This is a genomic window from Anabaena cylindrica UHCC 0172 (assembly GCF_034931625.1).
GTDB classification, from domain to species: domain Bacteria; phylum Cyanobacteriota; class Cyanobacteriia; order Cyanobacteriales; family Nostocaceae; genus Anabaena; species Anabaena cylindrica_A.
Genome location: NZ_JAYGGY010000088.1, coordinates 50236 through 72856 on the forward strand (window position 1 = coordinate 50236; position 22621 = coordinate 72856).

The following is a 22621-nucleotide window of genomic DNA, read 5'->3' on the forward strand; positions in this document are numbered from 1 at the left end:
CTATCTACTTTTTCTCTATCTACTTTTTCTCTATCTACTTTTTCTCTATCTACTTTTTCTCTATCTACTTCTTCAGTCGTTAACAAAGGAAGACCAGAATTAATAATTTCTTGTCGAATTTGTCTTAATTTTTTACCTAAATTAGATCCAGATTTTAGCTGTTCCTTTTGGCGTTCAAGTGAATCAATAAATGCTAAAACTTTTTCTTGTTCGTCTGCATTTAAAGTTTGCCATTTATCCAGCATTTGTTCGGTGATCATATTAGTTATCACTCCGATTAGCAAGAATACGAATACATCTATATTGTACTTGCTAAGATTTTATTTGCATCAACATTAAAACCTATAACCCGACTGGGAATGAATTCCCAGTCTCATAGCAAAAGTCATCTAAAGATGACTAAAAATGCAAAAAAATCTCCAGTTTACTTTAGTAAACTTTAGTTATTAGCCCGGAAATTCATTTCTGGGCGGGTGTGGAGTCCAACAGATAAGCTATATATTCTGGAAAATAGCAAACTTTTAAAGGAACGAACCGCGAAGACGCAAAGAACGCGAAGGAAGAAGGAAAGAAGAAAAATTAAAACACTTATTTACCCGTCAATTAGTTATTGACAGACTGCTAGGTTGAATTTTTAGCTGATTTTGAATAATTGGTATTAGTTATGACTAACATATTGAAGCTAATCAACCAAATAGCTAATGCAGAAGCACAGTTATCTGAAACTCAATTCCTTGCGCCCTGTGTCAAGGGTGGACGAGTCCGCACAAGGGTGGCAGGGATGGTTTACACCTTCACACCAAAGCCTAGTAAATTCGTCGGTTGGGGCATCTTTCAGGCTGTGGATGAAAAGACAGCAAAGCTGGTGGAAGAAGCAGATTTACCCCAAATTGCCGAATACCTGCAAAACTTTCCTCAAATTCGACTGCGGTTAGCTTACCAACTGCAAAAACAAACTTGGTTAGCATACCCTGTGAATGAAGCTGATATGCGTCAACGGTTGAAGGTGGTTAAGCCGATCGCATTACATTTAGTAACTGAGGGTGTCGTCTTTGAGCAAATCATAGCTCGTTGGGATGGTCAATCCTGCTGGTTTGAGGAAGTTGATCGCCGTACTGATCCAGAAATTGTGGAAACTCTGCAATCTGCTGTTAAAAAATTCACTCCGACACAGGAATTGCAGTTTAAAGGTATTACTCCAGAAATCCGCACGGTGTATGAATTAGCAAGTCAAAGAATTGAGGGTTTTACTCAACCCCAACAGGATGAAAGACGATTGAGAAAGGCTCTGCAAATGGGGGGTGGTACTTTAACTCAATTCCATGATCGCGGTGATTATTGGACTGTTGATTGGACTACTGCGGATGGTATTCGTCATAGTAGTGCGATCGCTAAATCTGATTTAACTGTTGTCAGTTCTGGTATTTGTCTGAGTGGACGCGATCGCGATTTTGACTTGCAATCCTTAGTAGCTGTAATGGAACAACAATCATACTAACCCAAGGTTCTAATCATCTAGTTTCGGCTGGTAATGGGTAATTGGTGATCAAATCGCAACTTTAATCCTGTTCATCCTTAAATCCTGCAAATCCTGATTCAGACAGTATTATTATGAGCATTTTTTTCCATGAACAGCTTTACCGCAGCCATGCTGTGATGAAAAAGCTAAAAGATTATCCTGTAACAATTTGTGGAGCGGGAGCATTAGGAGCTAACATTGTTGAAAACTTAGCTCGCTCTGGTTTCGATAAACTTACAGTCATTGATTGCGATCGTATTGAGGAACGTAATCTTTCCACTCAACCTTACTACCGTAACGATGTGGGAGCATTTAAGGCGAAGATTTTAGCGAACAATTTATATCGAGCAATTGGCACTAAAATTGATGCTAAAACGAAGGAGTTGACATCAGCAAATACTAATCAATTACTCCAAGATAGCCAGTTAATTATTGATGCTTTTGACAATAGTGTGGCACGTCAAGCAGTCAAAGATTATGCTGATCAAAAACGTTTTCCTTGTCTTCACGCTGGGCTATCATCTGATTATGCAGAAGTGATTTGGAATGATGTTTATCGTGTTCCTTCTGAGGTTAATGATGATATCTGTGATTATCCTTTGGCACGAAACCTAGTCATGTTAACGGTTGCTGTGGCCTGTGAGGCGATTATCTCATTCATTGCTACAGCAGAACACCGTAATTTTACCGTAACTCTCAAGGATCTAAGCGTGCAATCTTTCTGCAATTAGGTTGGCATTAAAAATTATCGTTATGAGGAGGCAGAAGGCAGGAGGGGAAAAGGTTTGTAGACAAATTTATTTTTTGTTACCTACTAATGATTCAAACAATAATTGTCTTTCTCATGATTGGGCTAATTATTACTCTTGTTTTAGTTAATCCTATCCTCATTAAAAGGAGAAGAAATCGTCTCAAATATCATCCTTTTCCTCCACTTTGGAATGCCATTATTGAGAATAACGTTCCTATATATTTCTGTCTTTCCTCTGACGAAAGAAAGCGACTTCAGGGACATATTCAAGTGTTCTTAATGGAAAAGCAATTTATTGGCTGTAAAGGATTACAAGTGACAGAGGAAATGAAAATAATCATTGCCGCTGTTGCCTGTTTACTTCTACTCAATGAACGAGGAGAATACTTCCCAAAACTGCGTTCAATTCTGATTTATCCCAGTGCCTATATTGTTAAGGAAACGATTGCTATTGACAATTATATTATTGAAGAAAGGCGTGTAGCAAGACTAGGTGAATCGTGGACAAGAGACCAGGTAATATTGTCTTGGGAACAGATAAAACAGGATACTTTTAATTGGCAAGATGGACATAATGTTGTCCTACATGAATTTGCCCATCAATTAGATCAAGAGGATGGTAAAGCTGAAGGTGTGCCGATTTTAAAACGCAGTTCAGACTATCCGATTTGGGCTGAAGTGATGAGCGAAGCATATCAGCAACTTTGCAACGATGTTATCCAAGGTATAAATAATGTCATAGATAGTTATGGTGCAACTAATCCCGCCGAATTTTTTGCTGTAGCGACTGAAACTTTTTTTGAAAAACCACACCAATTGTTATCTCATTATCCGGCAGTTTATCAGCAGCTACAATGTTACTATCAATTAGATCCTGTGCAAAGGAAAGATAGTAAGTAGGCATAAGTCAAAGCACAAGAAATATATTAGTTACAATACTCAGACAAGATTCCTGTTAGTAGTGTAGACCAAGCGATCGCTGATATTGAAGCAGACAGATACAATTGTCTCTCGTTATGCTGGAGATAGGATTTCTGAAATATGTAAATAGTTATAGCCACGCTCTGGTATGTCAAAATGGAAATAACTGACTATCCCAAGGTGAGCGATCGCTCTTAAAGCTACATAAAGGATTGACCTGAGCAATGGCAGAAGAAACCAATCAAAATCAAGCAGGAGAAGTGGCTCCGAGTGTTGCTGGAGAAAGCGTTCCTAGCCGCAACGAACCAGTAGCTACAAGCTCAACTGCTAACACACCAGATCCCAAAACAGCAAACCCAAAAGCAAATCCCAAAGCTGCTGAACCTGCTAAAGAAAAACCTGATACAGTCGCTAAAACTCCCAAAAAGGAAAAACCTCCAGCAGTCGAAGATAAGCCCTTTGAAGAGTTTATGCAGCAAGAATACTTACCAGCTTTGCAAAAAGCTATTGTTGCAGAAGGAGTCCCAGATGTAGAGCTAACTTTTGCCAAACAGAAATATTCCATCACTGGCTTTAACTCAGCCGAAGAATGCTGGCAAATTATCGGCAGTTGGCAAGAAGGACAGCGCCAATTTAACGTCTATTTCCCTGATGCGGATATTCAAGGCAAAAAAGGCTTTTCCTGTAACGAAGGTAAAAAACCTAGTACCCTAGAATCATTCTTAATTGATGAGCGCAAAATTACCCTTGATTTATTGGTATCCCGCTTAGTCTACCGTTTAAACGGTCAAAAATGGCTAGGTAGAAATTAATAATTAGTCATTGGTTTTTAGCTAAATCCAAAAGAAGCCCAACACTTAATTTGCATATCATCATTGAATGTAACTCTTGTGAGGTAGCCATCCTGCCCTTGATATGCAAGTTAAAAGCACAACAGCTTCTTACCTCTACAATTCATGGAAATGGTAGGTAACGGCTCCAGTAATGGGGTCGTTATCTATTCGCACATAACCTGATTGCATCATTTCCTTGAGAATTTTTTCCACTTCAGCAAAACTAGCCCCTGTTGCCTTCACCCCTTGAGTCACAGTTAAACTACCACCCTTGATTTCTGCGACTTCAAGCAGTTGAACCATCAGTTGATTAGCAGTGGGGCGGTAAATTTGGGAATTAACTACTGCTTGATTCAGCGGTAAACCCAAAGGTGATAAACCTGCGTTGAGTCTGAGTTTTTGTTCGTATTCATCAACCATTCCCGGAATCAGCATTAGATCCACTAACTGCCCTACATACAAAAAACCAAAAGTCAATAGCCACAATACACCACTTGCTATCTTGCCATTATACAAACGGTGTAATCCTGCTATTCCTAAAAATCCACCTGCACACAAGGCATAAGAGATCAGAAGACGGTCTTTGTTCCGGTTTTCTTCCTGTACATTCATTTTGTTCTCAACCCCTTGAATTAGCTCTTGTTTTTTGAGCTTTTTAGTTCCTGATTACACACTAGGCATTCTTCCGTCAACACAACTCACATAGTGGATGCCAAAGCCTAAATACCTTAGCTGACTACCAATTTTCAACTCCATATTCCGTAACAACTAAAGTTTTGTTGCAACTCTTAATGTTTTATTTGCCATTTTCCCGGCTACACCTTGGTAAACTGAATTTTATACATAATGTAATTATTGTCCTTAGCTGCACCTTGTGAGAGCATAAGCTTTGGCTTTCTGGTGTACTCAAACATAAGAAAAACATTCATGGCAGTCAAAACATGGTAGATTCTCTAAAAAAACCAGGCTTTGAGGAAATGCGTCCTGGGGTTAAAGTCCCCTCAAAAGAAAGCCTCTTAACACCCCGCTTTTACACAACAGATTTTGATGAAATGGCGCGGATGGACATTTCTGTCAACGAAGACGAGTTAAGAGCCATCCTGGAAGAATTTCGTGTTGACTACAACCGCCATCACTTTGTCCGAGATGGTGAGTTTGAGCAATCCTGGGATCACATTGATGGGGAAACTCGCCAATTGTTCGTTGAATTTCTCGAACGCTCCTGTACAGCAGAGTTTTCCGGCTTTTTGCTCTACAAAGAACTCGGCCGTCGCTTGAAGGATAAAAGCCCTCTATTAGCTGAATGCTTTAACCTAATGTCGCGGGATGAAGCGCGTCATGCTGGGTTTTTAAACAAGGCAATGTCAGACTTTAATCTGTCTCTAGATTTAGGTTTTTTAACTAAGAGTCGCAGTTACACCTTCTTTAAGCCCAAATTCATCTTCTATGCTACTTATCTTTCTGAGAAGATTGGTTATTGGCGCTATATCACCATTTATCGCCATTTAGAACAACATCCTGAAGACCGGATTTACCCAATTTTCCGCTTCTTTGAAAATTGGTGTCAGGATGAAAACCGCCACGGCGATTTCTTTGATGCCGTCATGAGAGCGCAGCCACAGATGCTGAATGACTGGAGAGCCAAGTTATGGAGTCGGTTCTTCCTGTTGTCGGTGTTTGCGACAATGTATCTCAATGATATTCAGCGCAAAGATTTTTATGCTTCTCTGGGCTTAGATGCGAGAGAATATGACATCCATGTGATCAAGAAGACAAATGAAACCGCAGGTAGAGTCTTCCCACTCATGCTCGATGTAGAAAATCCAGAGTTTTATCAGCGTTTGGATGTTTGTGTCAAAAATAACGAAAAATTGACAGCAATTTCTAACTCCAATACTCCTAAATTCCTGCAATTCTTCCAAAAAGCGCCAATTTACCTTTCTCATGGTTGGCAGTTATTAAACTTATACCTGATGAAACCCATTGATGCGGTTTCTGCTCATGGTCAAGCTCGCTAATTTAGCGTAGTTTTAGAAAAATTTTGGTGGTTCTGTGATGTACAGAGCCACTTTTTTTGTTTTAATTAGTCTATTTAGAAAACTCCACAAAAAAGATGTACTGCTTGCAGCAGCGCTAGTTCCCTCCGGGACGCTCCGCGTAGCAAGATCCCGTAGGGTACGCTATCCCAGTTCACCAAATCAAAGCGACTTTTCTTCCCCCTGCTCCCTGCCCCCTGCCGTCACAGCGACGGGATATTTTTTTAGTTGGAAGTCTCTTAGAGAGTGTATAAAATAATGCTCAATTCAATATATGCTTATGGATACGCCAGTCTTGCTTATATACTTTATAATTCTGGCGACTATCAAGGAGCCATTGAAAATTATAGTCAGGCAATTTTACTAAATTCAGAGGATTCGACATCATATCTTAGTCGTGGTGTGGCTCGTTCACTGATCAAGGATTACCAAAATGCAATTGAAGACTTTAATCAAGCAATCCGATTGAGTCCTCAATATGCTCAAGCTTATGCTGAACGTGGTATTGCTCGTGCAGCAATAGGTGAAAATCAAACTGCACTTGAAGATTGTCATCGTGCAATTCAACTAGATCCGCGATATGTACGCGCTTATTTTGGACGAGGTGCAGCGCATTTTTACTCTGGTAACTATCAAGGTGCGCTAGAAGACTTCAGTCTGATAACCAGAATGGAACGTTCTGCTATTTCTTACTACAATTTGGGCATTCTGCAATATTCTCAGGGTATTAATAGTCAAGTGATTAAGCACTTAACCAAGGCTCTTGATATAGATCCTAATTTAACGTCTGCTTACTATGTGCGGGGTAATGCGTGTTATGACGTAGGAGATGAGCAAGGTGCATTTGCAGATTTTGCTGAAGCAAAGCACATTGAATCAGTAGGTGCAGATAAAATATATTTCGAGGATGAATTTGCTCTCTACGCAAGAGGTTTGGCTCACCATCGCTTAGGTAATCGGGAGAATGCGATCGCAGATCTCCAAGAATCAGCCCAAATTGCATTAAAGCACCAAAACACAATATTTCACCAAAAGGTGATCAACTTCATGAGCGAAATTCAGTCTTAAGTAAGCTAAGTTATCTCGTTCCCAGTCAGAGACTGGGAATGCTATCACAAAGGCTCTGCCTTTACTGGAAGGTTTTTCGACGAAACCCCTCAATCACAAAATAAAATTAATGTATAATTTTATGCACAAAACTTTTAAGAATAAATTGCCACTTTTGTTGACTTTTTGCCTATTTAATAGCTTTTTACCTGCCTCAGCTTCAGTTTTATGTTCAGCAAACTCCTCTGAACAAGACTATAAAATAGCTAATCGCTATGATAGAGATGGAAATAGAGGCAGCAATGGCCGCTCTGGTCGGGATGGTCGCAGTGGTGAAAATCAAACGATTTCAGCTAATGGTTCCCCTGTAAATATTGACCTGTCTGGGGAAGATGGAGAAGATGGGGAAGACGGAGAACGTGGTTCTCGACCCCGCTGTAGAGATCAACGTGAAAATGTCAAAAACTCTATCAATGCACCAGATGGGGGTAATGGTGGTACTGGAGGGAAAGGTGGAGATGGTGGTCAGGGTGGTTCCCTCACCGTCTATTACACCAATTTGGCAGACTTACAGAAAATTTTTGTTCGCGCTGTTGGAGGGGAAGGTGGACGGGGTGGAAAAGGTGGCAGAGGTACAGCAGGTTGTAACTGTAACCGTAGGAGTTGGGAAGTAAAAACCTGCAAAGGTACTCCAGGTACTCCTGATTACAAGTGTACTAATAAAGTTTATCGGTGTTCTCACGGCAGTGATGGACGTGATGGTAGTTATGGTCAAAACGGTAAGTCAGGAAGTTTAGGAACTTTAAGTATAATTAACAGCAAAGAACCTTTGGCAAATGATACACCAAGTTTAAAATTAGCACTTTCTGAATTAGCAAATAAAGATTTTAACCTCTCCAAAAATAAATGGCAGCAGCGTCAAGGAGCAACTTCTCTGTTAGCTGTTGGTTCTGTAATTGCTGATGAATATCGAGAATTTGAAAAGCGACTAGAAGGGACTTTTAAATTAATTTGGCAAGATAAACAACCCATTACCAGCTTTGCTAATCAAAGTGTAACACTGAGTTTAAATGACAGTGAAAAGGTGGAAATTGCCTTTTCTGATGATATGTGGGTTGATGCTGGTGCCAATATGCAAGGTAAATTGACAGAGTTTACGGTTAATTATGTAATTCCTAAACAAGATGTGACGCGGTTAGCAGTAGCAGATTTTGCTGATGTGGGACAAAACCTCAACTTAAAAATAGTTGATTTAGCAGCAAGGTCAGATTTAATTAATACTCAATTTCGCGTGAAATATCGGGCAAGGGACAATTTTTCTGGATCTTCTAACTACCAAACTTTTTATGAAGGGGAAATTCCTAACGAACTAGTTACTCGTAACTATAATCGTTTTACCCTCAATTTAGGTAAGCTAAAAATTCCCAGTGATGCTCTTAAATCTGGTGTGAATGTTGATATTGAAATAGTAGCAATCCGTTCTTTGAGAGGAAGTTCTGCACAGCAAACTCTCAACTGGCAAGGTGCAGTTCGCAAAGTCAAGTAATGATTCAGAAGGCATAAGTGGCTTCCAAATAAAAAATATCTCATCATCAAACACTAAAACTCAAAACTGCTTGGCAAGGCAATTTTGAGTTTTATTTGGAGATTTGAAGAGGTTATGCAAATTTTGTTTGTACTTTCTTCTGAAGTAAGTTGATAATTGCAGCTTTTTCTAAAATTCCAACTAGGAAACCATTGTCGCGAATTACAGCTAATGCTGATAATTTTTGTGTTTCGAGTAATTGTACTACTTCCAGCAATGGTTGATCTGATTTTACAGTGCTGGACTGCTCGATTGGTTTCATTACATGGAGGACTTGAGTTTCTGCCCATAGTGTGTTGGGGATGGTTCGCAAGTCATCAATTGATATTGCTCCCAGCAATTGTCCTTGTTCGTCTGTCACCAAGAAGCGACGGTATTCTTGAGCATTTAAGAGTTGTTGATCTGCAAACTCTCTTAAAGTCAAATTGGCTGTGACAATGGGGCTATCGTTGTTTACAGCATCCGCTGCTGTTAAACCTGTGAGTTTTTCTTGTACTCTAGCAAATTGGGCAGCTTTGCCAGCATTTTGTAGCAAGAATAATCCAATTAACAAGTTCCAGACGTTAACAAAGCTACCAAACAATAGTAGAGGAACTAGACCAGATGCGATCGCTAACCAACCAAAGATTTGTCCAATTCGGCTGGCAACAACCACTCCTTTATAAGATTTACCAGTAATTTTCCAAACTATTGCTTTCAGTATATTTCCTCCATCCAAGGGCAAGCCAGGAATGAGGTTAAATAGAGCTAAAGTCAAATTAACAGAAGCTAGTAGACCCAATATAGCTGCCAATGGTCCAGATGCGGCAGTCGCAAAACCAACTGCTGTCGCTGTAGCAAAGAGCATGAAACTAACTAATGGCCCAGCAATAGCCACCCAAAAAGCTTCCCCTGGAGTTTGCGATTCTTTGTCTAAGCTGGCCAGTCCGCCAAATATAAATAGTGTGATTGATTTAACATCAATTCCTTGGCGAATAGCGACAAAGCTGTGTCCTAATTCATGGGCGACAACAGAGCCAAATAACAACAATGCTGTCATCAATCCTAGCAACAAAGGTAATCCCCCAGCTAATTGGGGAAATTGTGCCGCCAGTCCGCTGCTATAGCTCCAAGTTACCAAACCTAGAACTAAAAACCAAGACGGATGTATATAAAAAGGTATTCCAAAAAGGTTGCCAACCCGAATTGTACTATTCATGGTATTCACCTGTGACATGAGCATTGAGAGGTTTGTTGTTTCTCCCAATGCCCTTATCGTAACGAAATATTAAGTAAATTTAATCTTTGTAACTGTAGTGGTGTCCGTCCATTAAGGTGTGGTTATGCGAATTTAGCCTGTAAAATCTCTATTTTATGGGTGATGGTAGGAGAAAAATTACCACATTTACCATGATTTTTGGATAAATACGCCATATTTTTCTGTTTCACCCTCCAGACACAGAGAAAAATCACGACTTGCTTTGTAGGGTGCGTCAAACCTATAAATTGGTTATTAGTAACAGATTTATGATATCTGACGCACCGGCAAAAGATTCTGTTCTCTACTTTTTCTGTAATTAAGTTTTGGAAGATTTATCTTTGTCTGAAACCATTTGAGAAAGAATAGATCCGGTTAAATCTAGTAATTGATCCAGAAAAACACCAATAATAGCAATGTAGAGTATGGAGTCAATTATGTATTTAGGATTGCCAGCTTTATAACCATTCCATACTAGAAAGCCAAGTCCTTTTGAACCTGCCAGCATTTCTGTAGCAATAACTGTAAACCAAGCTATCCAAAGACCAATTTTCAAAGCTTTAAAAATGTGATGAATAGCTATGCGGAAGTTATTATCATATTTACGAAATTGTTGGATACCTGTAGCTGTTTCCACAATAACTGCCCAGAGTACACCAATGAAAACCACAAAAATAGCTGCGGTTTCATTCTCTTTAAATAGAATAAGCGCAATGGGTAAAAATACTATAGAAGGAATGCTATTTGGGATTTGGAATAATCGTGTAAATAGCTGATAAACTATGCCATTGATACCAATTACAAAGCCGATAAATATACCTAAAACCGAGGCAGGAATATAACCTACAAATAAGCGTTGTAGGGTAGCCAAAACGTCTAACAAGATACTATTTTCCATTCCTCAGTTATTATTTTAAGCGTCTGGGGAATACTAAAGCAGCAATACTCAGTAGCGGTAGAAAAGGAAATGTGAAAGCAGATGTAAAAACCCAACTTCATCAAGTTTATCTGCAAATACATTTCTACCCAAAAAATTAAATAATATTTCAATAATTGAATTTAGCTGAAATTAAAAAAAATAAATTTGTAGTTTTTTTAACAAAAAAGGGCGTATTGCAATACGCCCATACAGATCCGGTTACTGACAATTTACTGTATATAAATTATCAAATATAAATATGAAAATGTATCATTTAGATTTCATCCTTTGAGCTTGCTGAATTATTTCCCCAAATTTCGCTTCATTTGTTCCAACTCATCTTGAGTTTCCCAACGACGAAACTTATCTTCTAAGTCGTCAAAACTACTAGCTGATGTTTGCCAAGCATTGGTTTCTAAACGCTGGGGAGTTTGAACTTTGGCACGCGCTGTTTGTGCTGCGGTAGCTTTAGTTTGTACTTCTTGACGACGCTGCTGAATTTTGCGTAATAGTTCTTGAGATTGGGTAATGCGGTCTTTTAAACCCTGCATTTGCCCCCAACGCTGATTTCCTTCGCGGAGGAGTGCGTCTTCTCTGTTTTGCGCTGCTGCGGCTAAATCTTCTCTACCAGCGGCTTTGGCTTTTTGCACACGAATGTGCCAGCGCTGGATTTCTTGGGCTGTGGATAGAATATCATCTTGCGATCGCTTCTCTTGTAATTGTAACTCTGCAATCAGCTTTAAGGTATCTTCTTCTTGCTCCCGCAGCTGTTCTAACAGCATCTCCAATTCCAAATGGGGATTGTTACGCAAGAATTCTTCTAAACGTTCTTCTAAAAACCGACTTAAATCATCAAATAAGCCCACTGTCAGAACTCCAAACATCGGGTTTGTAACTATTTTATCCTAATCTACCAAAAATAACCTATTCCTTTTGATGATAAAAACGAAATTACTCTCTAATTAATACTTAGATTGACAATTAGCAGATACTAATGATAGTAAAAAATCATTTATTCACTACTACAAATGGGAAAGCAATCATATTAAATTCCTTGAATTTGTATAATTTTTTGATAAATTTCATCAAAATTAACTTTTTCAGTTATAGTTAGCAAGAATGTGAGATTATGCAGTATCAAACGCTCCTTTTTTATCTTAATTATTAATATAGAATTAAAGATAATAGCGGTGATTGAGATATGCGATATCAAGTCAAGTTAAATAAAATAGATAAAGTCTATGCTATCTGGTGTCCTGCCTTACCTGGATGTTGGACAGTTGGAGAAACGGAACAAGAGGCTTTAGATAAGATGAAATATGCCATTCAAGCTTACTTAGAAACTATGGATGAAGTTGGTAAAAATGCTGAATTTTATTATGTAGAAGTGCGATAATTTAGCATTCAATCAAGTAATAGTCAATTTTAAGATTACCTAAATGGGTGTAACCCAATAAGTAATACCCCTGATAGTTTTAGCCCTTAATCCAAACTTAGGTAAATCCTCTTCACTCCAACGAAGATAAGTCCAATGGGGAATATCATTTGCGACAGTCTGAAACCAACCATTTCGATTTAAAGCTTGTCTCTGTACTGGACTAGATACCCGTAAATCAATCGCTAATCCCCACAGATGTTGTGAAGTTCCTGGGGGTGCAACCGTATCGAGAATTTTTGTTTCTTTACCTTGTTTTACTTTTTCTAAAGTTCCACTATTCGCGTATTTTTGCCAAAATCTTAAATTGGTAACAAAACTGCGAGTACAATCACCAGAATATCCAGATTTTAAGGGAATATTTACCAAAATCCTGGCTTTATTAAAAGCATCAGCAGCAGATTTTTGTAAATAACAGTCTCTAGTTCCTTCAACTAATGCTACTCGCGTATTTCCTTGAAAATATTGTGTTTCTTGTTCGTCATCTAAGATAACTTTTTCTGGTAGTTTAATTTCTGGTTCTTGATTGATAAATACTGCACCATAAGCACGTAGTATAGTATATTCATAAGTATTATATTTAGGAATATTTACTAATTGATGGGTAATTGTAGCTAAAAAACGCTCTTGCTCATTTAGTTGCTGACTGGGAATAAATGGTGTAGATGTAGATGGTGTTATATTTACATTACTTGTTAGAGCAGTATTCTGTAATGATTGATAATAGTTAGTATCACTACTGGCAACTAGGGTAAAAAATATGAAGATAATGAAGATAATAAAAGTTATTTTTCTTAAACGACGGTTTATTCTTGAATGACGTTTCATTGATAAATAAATTATTAGGATAATTTTGATTTAATCATATTACAAAATTCTCAGAATGTTTCTTGTATAAATTTTGCAATTTCCTATAACCCAGTTTCTAAAGCAAATATATAGATACACAAAAATAAAAAATTGTGTTACTCTAGATGTAGAGCATGACAAGGTGTCCCGAACTGCACGGGAAGGTATGGTGCGGTTGAAACACCGTGCGCCTGTATATAGATTAATAAGGAAACACATAGAGTCTGTGATTTCCAAAAGCCTAGTCTAAACATAAGCCCACAACTATTACAGTAGTTGTGGGTTTAGCATTAAATCCTTTTACCAGTTTTAAGGAATTTCAACTAAACGAATTTTTTCTTGAAGAATAGTGAAAGCTTTTAGAAATTCGACATTACGATCATCTTCCTGTATATCCTGTGTTTTCAAACTAATCAAGTAAGCAACGTAATCTGCTAATTGTAGACCTACATAAAATTGTGAAGCACCTAACCAAGGCTGTTCTATAAAACTGCAATCATGTTTTCGTGAATTTACCCACTCCCTGTAAGCCTTGACTAAACGATCATCCTGTTTACTTGTACTATGTGTTGAACGCGAGTCCAAAAATAAAATTCCACTTTCATTGCAGGATTTCAGAAAACTATCTAATTCTTCTAATACGTGATGGAAAGTAAAGCGATAAAGGATAACATCATCTTTCATTCCTTCTCTATTCTCAAATAATAATTTTTTATTGACTACAATAGAAAATATATGACATGGTATCTGATTTAAAGTTTCTGCGATACTTAAAAATGTACGAATACGCGCTTCCAAACTCCAGCCTTTAAATAATTCCTTCCCTTTACAAAGTTCGTTACCTTTTAACTCCCAATCTTCAGGTTCTTTCGTCTTAATAATACTCCGTTTGAGCAAAGAAATTTGCTCATAATTTTTGGAGTAATCTTTTTCATAAACAGCAAGACTAGCTAAAACAAAATAATTGGTTCCATTATCCTTTGCTCCAGTACCACTTTCATCAATATAAAATAAAAACATATTGCGGTTTAGAAAATACCAAAAATGTCTACTGTATCAACTTGATGACAGAAGAATATTGTAGGAGGTTAATCAAGACATCTTACCGTAGTTTGTATTATTACTAATAAACAAAGTAAATTTAGTTAAAGAGGTTTTATTATTTAAAATTTTCTAGTAACTTTTCTGTCCGCTTCACCACTAAGCAACCACCAATAAACCCCTGTATCCGCTAAAATCAGATAATGACTTTCAACTGGCTCATTCTGTAACTATGACCATGCACAATTCATTTGAATTCCAAGACGCATTTGATGTGATAGTCGTCGGTGCAGGTCACTCCGGTTGCGAAGCAGCTTTAGCTACTGCCCGCCTCGGTTGTCGGACTCTGCTTTTGACTCTTAATCTCGATAGAATCGCTTGGCAACCTTGTAACCCAGCAGTAGGTGGCCCTGCCAAATCTCAATTAACCCATGAAGTAGATGCTTTGGGTGGAGAAATTGGCAAAGTTGCAGACCGCACCTATCTACAAAAACGCGTCCTCAATTCTTCACGAGGGCCTGCGGTATGGGCATTAAGGGCGCAAACCGATAAGCGGGAATATGCGACAGTTATGAAAACCATTGTCGAGAATCAAGAAAACTTGACAATTCGGGAAGGTATGGCCACCGACTTGGTTCTGGGTACTAACGATGAAATTATCGGTGTGCAAACTTACTTTGGCATGGCGTTCCAATGTAAAGCCTTAATTCTCACTACCGGCACATTCTTGGGTGGTAAAATTTGGGTGGGTAACAAGTCAATGCCAGCCGGACGCGCGGGAGAATTTGCGGCTGAAGGATTGACAGAAACTCTGAATCGCTTAGGATTTGAAACAGGAAGATTAAAAACAGGAACACCTGCACGGGTAGATAGACGCTCGGCAGATTACAGTAAAATGGAAATCCAGCCGGGGGATAAAGAAGTCCGCTGGTTTAGCTTTGACCCCCAAGCGTGGGTAGAACGGGAACAAATGGCTTGTTACATGACCCGAACTACTGCGGAAACCCATCGTTTGATTCGGGAAAATTTGCATCTATCACCGGTTTATGGTGGTTGGGTGGAAGCTAAGGGACCGCGTTATTGTCCGAGTATTGAAGATAAGATTGTGCGCTTTGCGGATAAAGAAAGCCACCAAATTTTTATTGAACCAGAAGGGCGGGATATTCCCGAATTATACATCCAAGGTTTTTCTACAGGTTTACCGGAAAATCTGCAATTGCTGATGTTGCGGAGTCTGCCGGGTTTGGAAAACTGTGTGATGCTGCGCCCTGCCTATGCGGTGGAATATGATTATATACCTGCAACTCAGTGTTATCCGACATTGATGACGAAGAAGGTAGAAGGGTTATTTTGTGCTGGACAAGTGAATGGGACAACTGGTTATGAAGAAGCTGCTGCTCAAGGTTTGGTAGCGGGTATTAATGCAGCACGATTTGTGCGGGGTGAGGAAATGATTATTTTCCCCCGTGAGCAAAGTTACATTGGCACTTTGATTGATGACCTGTGTACTAAGGATTTACGGGAACCTTACCGGATGCTAACAAGTAGGTCTGAGTACCGCTTGTTACTGCGTTCTGATAATGCTGACCAACGTTTGACACCTTTGGGGAGAGAAATTGGTTTAATTGATGACCGTCGTTGGCATTTGTTTACCAGCAAACAAGAACAGATTACGGCGGAGAAAGAACGCTTGCATTCTACCAGAATTAAAGAACTAGAGGAAGTGGGGAAAGCGATCGCACTCCATACCCAACAAGCAATTAGAGGTTCAATTACCCTCGCTGACTTATTACGTCGTCCAGGCATACATTACGCTGATTTGGAAAGCTACGGATTAGGTAACACCAACCTCAACCAAGCCGAAAAAGAAGGTGCAGAAATAGACATTAAATACTCTGGTTATCTAGCCAGACAGCAGACCCAAATCGAGCAAACTGCCCGTCAAGCAAACCGCCAGCTACCTGCAAATTTAGACTATACAACAATTGAGACTCTTTCTAAAGAAGCTAGAGAAAAGCTCAACAAAGTCAAACCCCTCACAATTGGTCAAGCATCCCGCATTGGCGGAGTGAATCCAGCTGATATCAACGCCTTATTAATTTATTTGGAAATAGGTAGAACCAAGTCCCAGAAACAGTTATCGGTGTTAGCCGACACATAAAATTAGAAATGACAAGTATAGTATAATGTGGGAGATCAGTATGATCGATGACATATATTTTTGTTGTGACATCATCAACTTGTTCTAAATTAGAGTAAGATTTAATCCCATTGCTCAATCAACTTGTCTCCTCTGGGACGAGTAATTTAGCTATTGATTTTTTAACTTGATTTCCAGGTAATCGGGGTGTAGTTTACCCTTCCTAGCAGCTACAACAGAGGATGTCTATGATCACAGAAGCCAGCACCCATCTAATTATTTCCGAAGCAGCAGAGGACTTAATCCCCAATGAATCCCTGTCCATAGAAACTTACGCTGAAGGATTAATGGATGATCTCTTCAACGATATCGACAACATTCTGGATGGTCGGAGGAAACGTCCAGCCAAAACTGTGAGGACAGAATATGTACCTATACAAACAGTGACGCTGAAGACCCCAGAAGTGGTTTTACCACAGAGAGTACACGGAACAGTTAAGGCGATGCCGCCAATCAAAAAGCAACAAACAAGTACATTAGTATTCAATCATCCCTCTGTTACGGCTATTAGTACAAGAACTCAACAAAATAGCGGTGGTTTAGGCAACCTGCTAATTATGGGAGCCACCTTAAGCTTGGCAATGGTGGGTACACTCTACCTAACAGATTCGAGATTGGTAACTAATCTCATTGCTAAATTAATTCCCCAGAGTCTACAAACGAGTCAGCCACAATCGCCTGTAGTCATCAAACCAGACCCTCAAGCAGAGTTGGTTAATTATATGCTGGAAGCCTTAGCAGTCATAGAGCAGCAGGCAACAAGCACTAATCAGACATCAGCGAGATATGGATTCCCGGCGGTAAATCTCAACCAAACAAACTCTTTGGCTTTACCCAGTACCCAACCACTTGGGACTCTACCACCGCCAGTATCTGCTAATAATGCACCACCTGCTCCCAGTCGGTCAACAAATGTTGTTGAGCGCATATATATCCCTGTCTATCAAGCGCCTCAACCTCTACGTCCCTTACCACAGATTCCACCAATTCCGGCGCAGGTATCCGCACCTGAAACGGTGAAAAATCCCCCCAACGCAGCGCAACCAGCAAGCAAACCAATACCAGCAAAAGTCTCAACAGCAACTGTGAAGCCGGCAGTTAAACCTCAGCTACCCGCGATCGCACCGCCAAAACTGCCAACAGCACCAACAACTATTCAGCAACAAGTTTATTTACCACCTAGTTATTCGGCCGAATTAGAAGGATTACTAGAGTTAGGAAACAAATCTGCTGCTTTGTTTAAAATTGATGGTGTGACTCGCCGCATTAACCTGGGAGAGAGCATTGGCTCTAGTGGTTGGACACTAGTAGAGGTGAGTAATGGTGAGGCGATTATCCGCCGTAATGGCGAGGTGCGCTCAATTTATGCAGGTCAGAAGTTGTGAGAATTGGGTGATACTCCCTGCCATAAATTGACGGGGATTTTAACGGTATTTCCAAACTTTGATTAGCTTCTCAATGGAGCGTTAATTTCAAAGTGAATATGATTACTGTGTCCACTTAGAGGAGTACAAAGACCCTCTTTGATTAGCTGCTGATCATTGAAAAAAACTGCTCCTGTTCTGACTAGCTGTTGCTTGCGAATAGATTTCAGCAAGGCTCGTGTAGCATCTTGATCGTATTCAGAACTTGACCAAACAATACCGCCAAAATTACCGTTTTTCTTGGGCAAAAAAACATCACACATCATCCCAGTTTCATGACCATGATGATCAGGGGTATCTCCTCCATGAGGTAGGCTAACATCATTAATCGCAAATGGGGCAGCCTGGGGGTGAGTACTACGATAACTATTCTGATAATCTAGTGCGATCGCTTTGATGACATCAGCTAACCAGTGTGTGCCAAAATCATGATGATCATTGATGTCTGCCAGTTCACCATTAACAAAACCATTTCCAAGGTCACTTTCGGGCATTAATACCCACTGCGGTGCGTTAGCTGCTTGCAACCAGCGATGAGTTATTTCACCAACATCAACTCTACCATCACCACTAACAGTACTGCGACCAATAATAATTGACTGAAATAGTTTAATCGCATCAAATAGTCCTCTATCTCTGTCTGCACTAAGAGGATCACCTACCCATTTGTAGCCTAATTCATACAATCTGGCTTTAACTGCTTTCACATCATCAGCTTTATTAACTCCGCCAATTCCCACACTACCACTAAGTTCAATTACCTTTGCTCCCAATGTACTAGATGTTGAAATTTGTTCAGTTTTTTTATCGCCAGGAATAACAACTATAATGTTGAATTTGAGGATTTGATCATTGATAGTAATTACCATTTGGCGATTACCGTCTTGGTTGAAGACAAAATTGAATTGCCATTTACCATCCTGATTAATTGGTACGCTTGGGGCTGGAAATTTATCATCAATTATCACTGACAAAACTTTGCCACTATCAACTAACCTCGCTAACCCTTCAATCCTGAAACCTTGCCCTATTTCTACTTCTTTCGGCACACGAATTAGTTGCAGTTGTTGTGCTAATATCGGAGGAATGATAATTTCCCCTTTGTTAGTCAGTAAGTCCTGTACTTCAGGCAGTAGTTGAATAATTTTACTGACATAGTTAGGATCAGATGAATATCCCTTACTTTTGAGAAATCCAATAAAGTTTTCTGGGGTATTAGTATTTTCTTCTAAACCTTTATAGGGAGAACGAGTTAAAAATTTCCAATAACCAATAATAAAGGTATTAATATCTGTGAATTTACAAAACTCAGCTTCTGCTAACTCAGAAGAAATTTTTATTTTCACTGGTTCGGCAAAGCCTTTCATGTCGGGGTTCCGCCATTTTAATCCGGCAAAATTATTGGCACTAATAGCAAGTTCACTTGTGGCTCTAGCAGATTCTAACAACCATTGAGCTAGGGTAACTTCTTTGAGAATTTGCCTATTGATATTGCTAATCTTAGCAGCTTCAATACCAACAGTTTGAAATATTACTTCTAAATCGCTGTTCAGATAATTTTTGGCTAACTCATTTAGTAATGTCATAGTTTTGCCTTCACAAAAAGAATATATTTATTGAAGTCTGTATGATCTGCAATTGTGATCTCATTAAGATGATATTATACAGCAATCTTAAATTAGTTAAGTATTGTCTCAATAAAGGTAGGAGAAAAACCGCTCTTTTTCTGACCAGAACTTAAAAAATCTGTCTGAGGTTATAGATAACGCATATTTAATTCCTTTCCTAGCAATTGTCAAAATTATTTAAGAAAACCGTAGGTATCACGAAACCATTAGCCCAAAATACTTTCAAGCTTTTAAGAGTTCCTGAAAACATTAAATAATGAGTTGACTTTTTGTTAAATTATTAATTTATTATAAAAATAGTATGATACACATTCACAACAGCAAAAATATATTGTTATAGTAAATTATACGGATACAGTAAATGGATTCAGTAATTATGACGTGAAGCTTGATTTATAAGAAGTTTAACTGAAAATTCAAGATAAAATCAACTTTTTACAGTTATGTCAAACTTACGTCCATCCTTAAATTCTGCCAATTCCTCTTCTCAACAAACTGCATTTACCAAAGATTCTCACAATGTGATGGAAATGCTAGTTGTAGAGGAAGTGGAGAAACAAATCAAATCCTTGCCTGTAAAAACTGCTGACTACATCAAAGCCTCAGAAGTTGTTGCTTATGCTTTAAACCGTTTACCTTGCCTGTATGCTACTAGTAAGAGAGGATGGCAGCGACAATGGCATCATGGAAAAACAGAGTTATATCAAAAAATTACCACAGCTGTGCGTCAAGGAATTATCGCCGTACAAAGAGATCCTTTGCGTGTTAACGATCCTCTGAATTTTACAGCAGACCATGCAGCTCTAAATGCTTTGGAAAAACTAAAAATTTTATTGCAACGTCAAGATCTGTCATGGGATAATTTAAGTGATGTAGTAGAGCAAACATTGCTCAATGAGTCAAAAGGGAGGAGTAACTGGCGTAAATCTGATAGTTCAGCAAAGGATACATTTAACTGGGAGAAGCATCAGATGTAACTTAAATTTTGATTTTTTATTGCATTTTTACTTATTTAGGAATGCTTGAGAGAAAATAGGTAAAAGGTAGGTAAGGTAAAAATTTAAGCCTTTATATGGTGCTATTTCTGGCAAATTGAGCTTTGTTAAAGAGTGATAGGGAAGCGCTCCAAATCATATTTATCTGATGGGGTGAAAAGATTTTACTGAACTCTGACTGATGCCGCTATTGCTTTTTAACACTAGCCTCCAGGGTTTTTACCTGAGTTTGCAATTGTTCTACCACTTGTAGATGCGATCGCTCTAAAGAATAACCTGCCCAAATAAAGCTACCACCTAATATAGTAACTGTACCGACTAAAAGACTAGCCAGCAATTTCACTTGAGATTGGAGTTGTTGTACCTCGTAAACCTGATACTGATGATTTTGCAGAGAGATGAGATTGCTATCTTCATTGTCTGCGACTATCTCCACTTTTGCATTTTCTACTTTTTCATTCTCTACTATTTTGAACTCAATCTTGCTTCTTAGCCAATTAGCAATCAACTTAGGGCAATTACTCTTAAACCATTGCCAAGCAATCAGCCTAAATGCTGGCTTAGATAATTTAGAAATCCCCTTCAGAGTTTTATTAAGAGTCCGAGACTGAAACTTTTGGTTAATCAAATTAGTTGATCCAGCATCATAGAGGCAATTTAAAATCAACTTAACTGTAATTTCTTCCCTATAAATCAAATTCTTCAATAAGAGAAGAACATCTTGCATTAGTTTTTCTTCTCGTTCCGCTTCTTCTGTCTGAAGCTCTTTTAAATCAGTTGATGATTGTAATTTTTTAGGCATATTTTTTGTATAAATCTCGATTTTTTAGGTACTTGCCTTTAAGTATACCAATATCAGAAAGTATTTGCTAATTCTTCAATATGTTAGTGTCAAGCAATTAACAAATTAGTAGCAGTAGAGATTATCTACCTACATTAGTGATGATTGATAATCTCATACAAAAACTACTGTTTTATTTCTATACCAACACTTGATTTTCTAAATTCAACCTTGTTCGCTTTATTGTAAGAATTCAGGAGGAAGAAGAAGAAGATTTTTCTCTTCTGTTACCTGTTTCCTGCTATATCAAATATTCTGTATCCTGAATCCTTACGCTTTATTTGTTCCTACCTACTTAAACTTGTGACTTTGTTTGTAAATAAAACTCCTAATGGCTAGAGATAACCCATAAATCCGAACGCGGGCAGCATTGATCGAATTCGGATCTTTGGCAGAAAAACTCTCCACAGCGCCCAAAGAATCCGGTTGTCTGCCAATGTTAAAAGATAGTTTCTCCGTTTCTTCAAAAGAAAGCGCCCGATCAATAGTTACTGTTGCTAAATCGAGCCAAGGAGAAGTTTCTTCACTCCACTCTCGCTCCTGTGTAAATATCTCGGTTTTATGCCCTTGAATATCCTCATGTAAGCGCAGTTGAAGATGAAAAATCACTGGTTGTTTTGACAGTCTTTCAGTATATTCCTGACGAAGATAATCAATTGCTCTTGTCTCTTCGGGAAGGCGCTTTTGCAGCCAAGGATTTTCCCAATCTTTCCCAGATATATAACCAGAATCTACTCCCCGATCTTCGGGAATCAAACGGTATTTAACATACCTGATTTTCTCATCCTTAGCTTTAAAATAGTTGACTAATTTCGAGTGATAATACATCTGACTAAAAGATTCTGGAGCGCGTCGCAGAGTTTCGGCAAAAATCTCTTTGAAGATGGGTTGGCTTTGACAATAGGCCATGAGTCCCTGAGAACTCACGGGTTCATCCTCCTTTTTGCCTCGTACCGATGCCAGTGTAAAATTCCAAAATTCGATAATATCTCGAAAGGTTCGCGGTCCCGTATTCATAATAATATCAAGGGGGCTTTTTTCTGGGCGATCGCTAAGTTTGAGAGAAGCACTGCGAAGATCCATCGCTGCATCGTCCTCAAATGTTACCGCACCATGCCGAATTTGTACGGGGAAAACTTTCCCAGCTTGCCAAAACTCGTGTTCAGGAAATTCCGGGAGATCAACTACCTTCAGAGTTCCTATTCCCCCAACGCCATATTTGTGGGTTGAGCGTCCCTTGTTTTTAAACGCTGCTAAACTAAATAGTAGTACAGCACCAATTAAGTAAAAAAAGAACAGAATGGTTTCCCAATTTTTTTTCATTGATCACTCACTAGTTGAGGTGTAAAAAATTTGTCTT

The 22621-nt window shown here is 38.8% G+C and carries 21 protein-coding genes; 11 read left to right on the forward strand and 10 right to left on the reverse strand.

The genetic code is table 11. The features are described 5' to 3' along the window. The coding region (locus VB713_RS19030; protein ID WP_323313078.1) for a hypothetical protein at nucleotides 1-260 on the reverse strand (260 nt) is incomplete at its 3' end. A gap of 404 nt (nucleotides 261-664) precedes the next feature. On the opposite strand from VB713_RS19030, the gene VB713_RS19035 reads away from it, so the two are divergent. From VB713_RS19035 to VB713_RS19050, 4 genes are all read left to right on the forward strand, one after another. Continuing rightward, nucleotides 665-1498: a hypothetical protein gene (locus VB713_RS19035; protein ID WP_323313079.1), complete on the forward strand. Its 834-nt coding sequence runs from the start codon at nucleotides 665-667 to the stop codon at nucleotides 1496-1498. Nucleotides 1499-1611: 113 nt separating this feature from the next. After that, nucleotides 1612-2250 carry a HesA/MoeB/ThiF family protein gene (locus VB713_RS19040; protein ID WP_323313080.1) on the forward strand — a complete coding sequence of 213 codons (639 nt, stop codon included), beginning with the start codon at nucleotides 1612-1614 and terminating at the stop codon, nucleotides 2248-2250. 86 nt (nucleotides 2251-2336) lie between these two features. Next, nucleotides 2337-3170 (forward strand): M90 family metallopeptidase, encoded by an 834-nt coding sequence (locus VB713_RS19045; protein WP_323313081.1) that lies wholly within the window; start codon nucleotides 2337-2339, stop codon nucleotides 3168-3170. Nucleotides 3171-3415: 245 nt separating this feature from the next. Continuing rightward, nucleotides 3416-4003: a DUF2996 domain-containing protein gene (locus tag VB713_RS19050; protein ID WP_323313082.1), complete on the forward strand. Its 588-nt coding sequence runs from the start codon at nucleotides 3416-3418 to the stop codon at nucleotides 4001-4003. A 135-nt stretch (nucleotides 4004-4138) separates the two neighbouring features. Here the strand turns inward: VB713_RS19050 and VB713_RS19055 are convergent, their stop codons facing one another. Then, nucleotides 4139-4636: a TM2 domain-containing protein gene (locus VB713_RS19055; protein WP_323313083.1), complete on the reverse strand. Its 498-nt coding sequence runs from the start codon at nucleotides 4634-4636 to the stop codon at nucleotides 4139-4141. 329 nt (nucleotides 4637-4965) lie between these two features. Between VB713_RS19055 and acsF the strand changes: the two genes are divergently transcribed. The 3 genes from acsF to VB713_RS19070 all read left to right on the forward strand — a co-directional run bounded on the left by acsF (nucleotide 4966) and on the right by VB713_RS19070 (nucleotide 8653). Continuing rightward, a complete protein-coding gene (acsF, locus tag VB713_RS19060; RefSeq protein WP_323313084.1) occupies nucleotides 4966-6042 on the forward strand; it encodes a magnesium-protoporphyrin IX monomethyl ester (oxidative) cyclase in 1077 nt (358 codons plus the stop codon). Nucleotides 6043-6318: 276 nt separating this feature from the next. Then, entirely contained in the window at nucleotides 6319-7128 is an 810-nt protein-coding gene (locus VB713_RS19065; protein ID WP_323313085.1) for a tetratricopeptide repeat protein, read from the forward strand. A 121-nt stretch (nucleotides 7129-7249) separates the two neighbouring features. Next, nucleotides 7250-8653 (forward strand): collagen-like protein, encoded by a 1404-nt coding sequence (locus VB713_RS19070; RefSeq protein ID WP_323313086.1) that lies wholly within the window; start codon nucleotides 7250-7252, stop codon nucleotides 8651-8653. A 112-nt stretch (nucleotides 8654-8765) separates the two neighbouring features. Here VB713_RS19070 and VB713_RS19075 read toward each other — a convergent pair whose 3' ends face one another. The 3 genes from VB713_RS19075 to VB713_RS19085 all read right to left on the reverse strand — a co-directional run bounded on the left by VB713_RS19075 (nucleotide 8766) and on the right by VB713_RS19085 (nucleotide 11714). Then, nucleotides 8766-9890: a site-2 protease family protein gene (locus tag VB713_RS19075; protein ID WP_323313087.1), complete on the reverse strand. Its 1125-nt coding sequence runs from the start codon at nucleotides 9888-9890 to the stop codon at nucleotides 8766-8768. 358 nt (nucleotides 9891-10248) lie between these two features. Next, nucleotides 10249-10827 carry a nitrate transporter gene (locus tag VB713_RS19080; protein WP_323313088.1) on the reverse strand — a complete coding sequence of 193 codons (579 nt, stop codon included), beginning with the start codon at nucleotides 10825-10827 and terminating at the stop codon, nucleotides 10249-10251. Nucleotides 10828-11150: 323 nt separating this feature from the next. Further along, complete coding sequence (locus tag VB713_RS19085; RefSeq protein ID WP_323313103.1) at nucleotides 11151-11714, reverse strand: TIGR04376 family protein; 564 nt, start codon at nucleotides 11712-11714, stop codon at nucleotides 11151-11153. Between the two features lie 335 nt (nucleotides 11715-12049). On the opposite strand from VB713_RS19085, the gene VB713_RS19090 reads away from it, so the two are divergent. Continuing rightward, nucleotides 12050-12244, forward strand: a complete 195-nt coding sequence (locus VB713_RS19090) for a type II toxin-antitoxin system HicB family antitoxin (RefSeq protein ID WP_015217276.1) — start codon at nucleotides 12050-12052, stop codon at nucleotides 12242-12244. Between the two features lie 39 nt (nucleotides 12245-12283). Here the strand turns inward: VB713_RS19090 and VB713_RS19095 are convergent, their stop codons facing one another. After that, entirely contained in the window at nucleotides 12284-13111 is an 828-nt protein-coding gene (locus VB713_RS19095; protein ID WP_323313089.1) for a D-alanyl-D-alanine carboxypeptidase family protein, read from the reverse strand. A gap of 330 nt (nucleotides 13112-13441) precedes the next feature. After that, nucleotides 13442-14152 carry a DUF3800 domain-containing protein gene (locus VB713_RS19100; protein ID WP_323313090.1) on the reverse strand — a complete coding sequence of 237 codons (711 nt, stop codon included), beginning with the start codon at nucleotides 14150-14152 and terminating at the stop codon, nucleotides 13442-13444. 253 nt (nucleotides 14153-14405) lie between these two features. On the opposite strand from VB713_RS19100, the gene mnmG reads away from it, so the two are divergent. Together mnmG and VB713_RS19110 are read left to right on the forward strand one after the other, a co-directional pair. Further along, entirely contained in the window at nucleotides 14406-16334 is a 1929-nt protein-coding gene (gene mnmG / locus VB713_RS19105) for a tRNA uridine-5-carboxymethylaminomethyl(34) synthesis enzyme MnmG (RefSeq protein ID WP_323313091.1), read from the forward strand. A gap of 227 nt (nucleotides 16335-16561) precedes the next feature. Next, nucleotides 16562-17758, forward strand: coding sequence for a hypothetical protein (locus tag VB713_RS19110; protein ID WP_416242456.1), 1197 nt, complete (start codon nucleotides 16562-16564; stop codon nucleotides 17756-17758). A gap of 62 nt (nucleotides 17759-17820) precedes the next feature. On the opposite strand, the gene VB713_RS19115 is transcribed toward VB713_RS19110, so the two are convergent. Then, nucleotides 17821-19383, reverse strand: coding sequence for a glucosaminidase domain-containing protein (locus VB713_RS19115; RefSeq protein WP_323313093.1), 1563 nt, complete (start codon nucleotides 19381-19383; stop codon nucleotides 17821-17823). Between the two features lie 485 nt (nucleotides 19384-19868). On the opposite strand from VB713_RS19115, the gene VB713_RS19120 reads away from it, so the two are divergent. Continuing rightward, entirely contained in the window at nucleotides 19869-20402 is a 534-nt protein-coding gene (locus tag VB713_RS19120; RefSeq protein ID WP_323313094.1) for a late competence development ComFB family protein, read from the forward strand. Nucleotides 20403-20607: 205 nt separating this feature from the next. Here VB713_RS19120 and VB713_RS19125 read toward each other — a convergent pair whose 3' ends face one another. Next, complete coding sequence (locus tag VB713_RS19125; RefSeq protein WP_323313095.1) at nucleotides 20608-21222, reverse strand: hypothetical protein; 615 nt, start codon at nucleotides 21220-21222, stop codon at nucleotides 20608-20610. Between the two features lie 330 nt (nucleotides 21223-21552). Continuing rightward, nucleotides 21553-22584, reverse strand: a complete 1032-nt coding sequence (locus VB713_RS19130; RefSeq protein ID WP_323313096.1) for a catalase — start codon at nucleotides 22582-22584, stop codon at nucleotides 21553-21555. Between the last annotated feature and the right edge of the window lie 37 nt (nucleotides 22585-22621).

Bases quoted from the DNA above. Each gene is read 5' to 3' on its own strand.
- VB713_RS19035 (WP_323313079.1), top strand. From the start codon at position 665: ATGACTAACATATTGAAGCTAATCAACCAAATAGCTAATGCAGAAGCA.
- VB713_RS19040 (WP_323313080.1), top strand. From the start codon at position 1,612: ATGAGCATTTTTTTCCATGAACAGCTTTACCGCAGCCATGCTGTGATG.
- VB713_RS19045 (WP_323313081.1), top strand. From the start codon at position 2,337: ATGATTCAAACAATAATTGTCTTTCTCATGATTGGGCTAATTATTACT.
- VB713_RS19050 (WP_323313082.1), top strand. From the start codon at position 3,416: ATGGCAGAAGAAACCAATCAAAATCAAGCAGGAGAAGTGGCTCCGAGT.
- VB713_RS19055 (WP_323313083.1), bottom strand. From the start codon at position 4,636: ATGAATGTACAGGAAGAAAACCGGAACAAAGACCGTCTTCTGATCTCT.
- acsF (WP_323313084.1), top strand. From the start codon at position 4,966: ATGGTAGATTCTCTAAAAAAACCAGGCTTTGAGGAAATGCGTCCTGGG.
- VB713_RS19065 (WP_323313085.1), top strand. From the start codon at position 6,319: ATGCTCAATTCAATATATGCTTATGGATACGCCAGTCTTGCTTATATA.
- VB713_RS19070 (WP_323313086.1), top strand. From the start codon at position 7,250: ATGCACAAAACTTTTAAGAATAAATTGCCACTTTTGTTGACTTTTTGC.
- VB713_RS19075 (WP_323313087.1), bottom strand. From the start codon at position 9,890: ATGAATAGTACAATTCGGGTTGGCAACCTTTTTGGAATACCTTTTTAT.
- VB713_RS19080 (WP_323313088.1), bottom strand. From the start codon at position 10,827: ATGGAAAATAGTATCTTGTTAGACGTTTTGGCTACCCTACAACGCTTA.
- VB713_RS19090 (WP_015217276.1), top strand. From the start codon at position 12,050: ATGCGATATCAAGTCAAGTTAAATAAAATAGATAAAGTCTATGCTATC.
- VB713_RS19095 (WP_323313089.1), bottom strand. From the start codon at position 13,111: ATGAAACGTCATTCAAGAATAAACCGTCGTTTAAGAAAAATAACTTTT.
- VB713_RS19100 (WP_323313090.1), bottom strand. From the start codon at position 14,152: ATGTTTTTATTTTATATTGATGAAAGTGGTACTGGAGCAAAGGATAAT.
- mnmG (WP_323313091.1), top strand. From the start codon at position 14,406: ATGACCATGCACAATTCATTTGAATTCCAAGACGCATTTGATGTGATA.
- VB713_RS19110 (WP_416242456.1), top strand. From the start codon at position 16,562: ATGATCACAGAAGCCAGCACCCATCTAATTATTTCCGAAGCAGCAGAG.
- VB713_RS19115 (WP_323313093.1), bottom strand. From the start codon at position 19,383: ATGACATTACTAAATGAGTTAGCCAAAAATTATCTGAACAGCGATTTA.
- VB713_RS19120 (WP_323313094.1), top strand. From the start codon at position 19,869: ATGTCAAACTTACGTCCATCCTTAAATTCTGCCAATTCCTCTTCTCAA.
- VB713_RS19125 (WP_323313095.1), bottom strand. From the start codon at position 21,222: ATGCCTAAAAAATTACAATCATCAACTGATTTAAAAGAGCTTCAGACA.
- VB713_RS19130 (WP_323313096.1), bottom strand. From the start codon at position 22,584: ATGAAAAAAAATTGGGAAACCATTCTGTTCTTTTTTTACTTAATTGGT.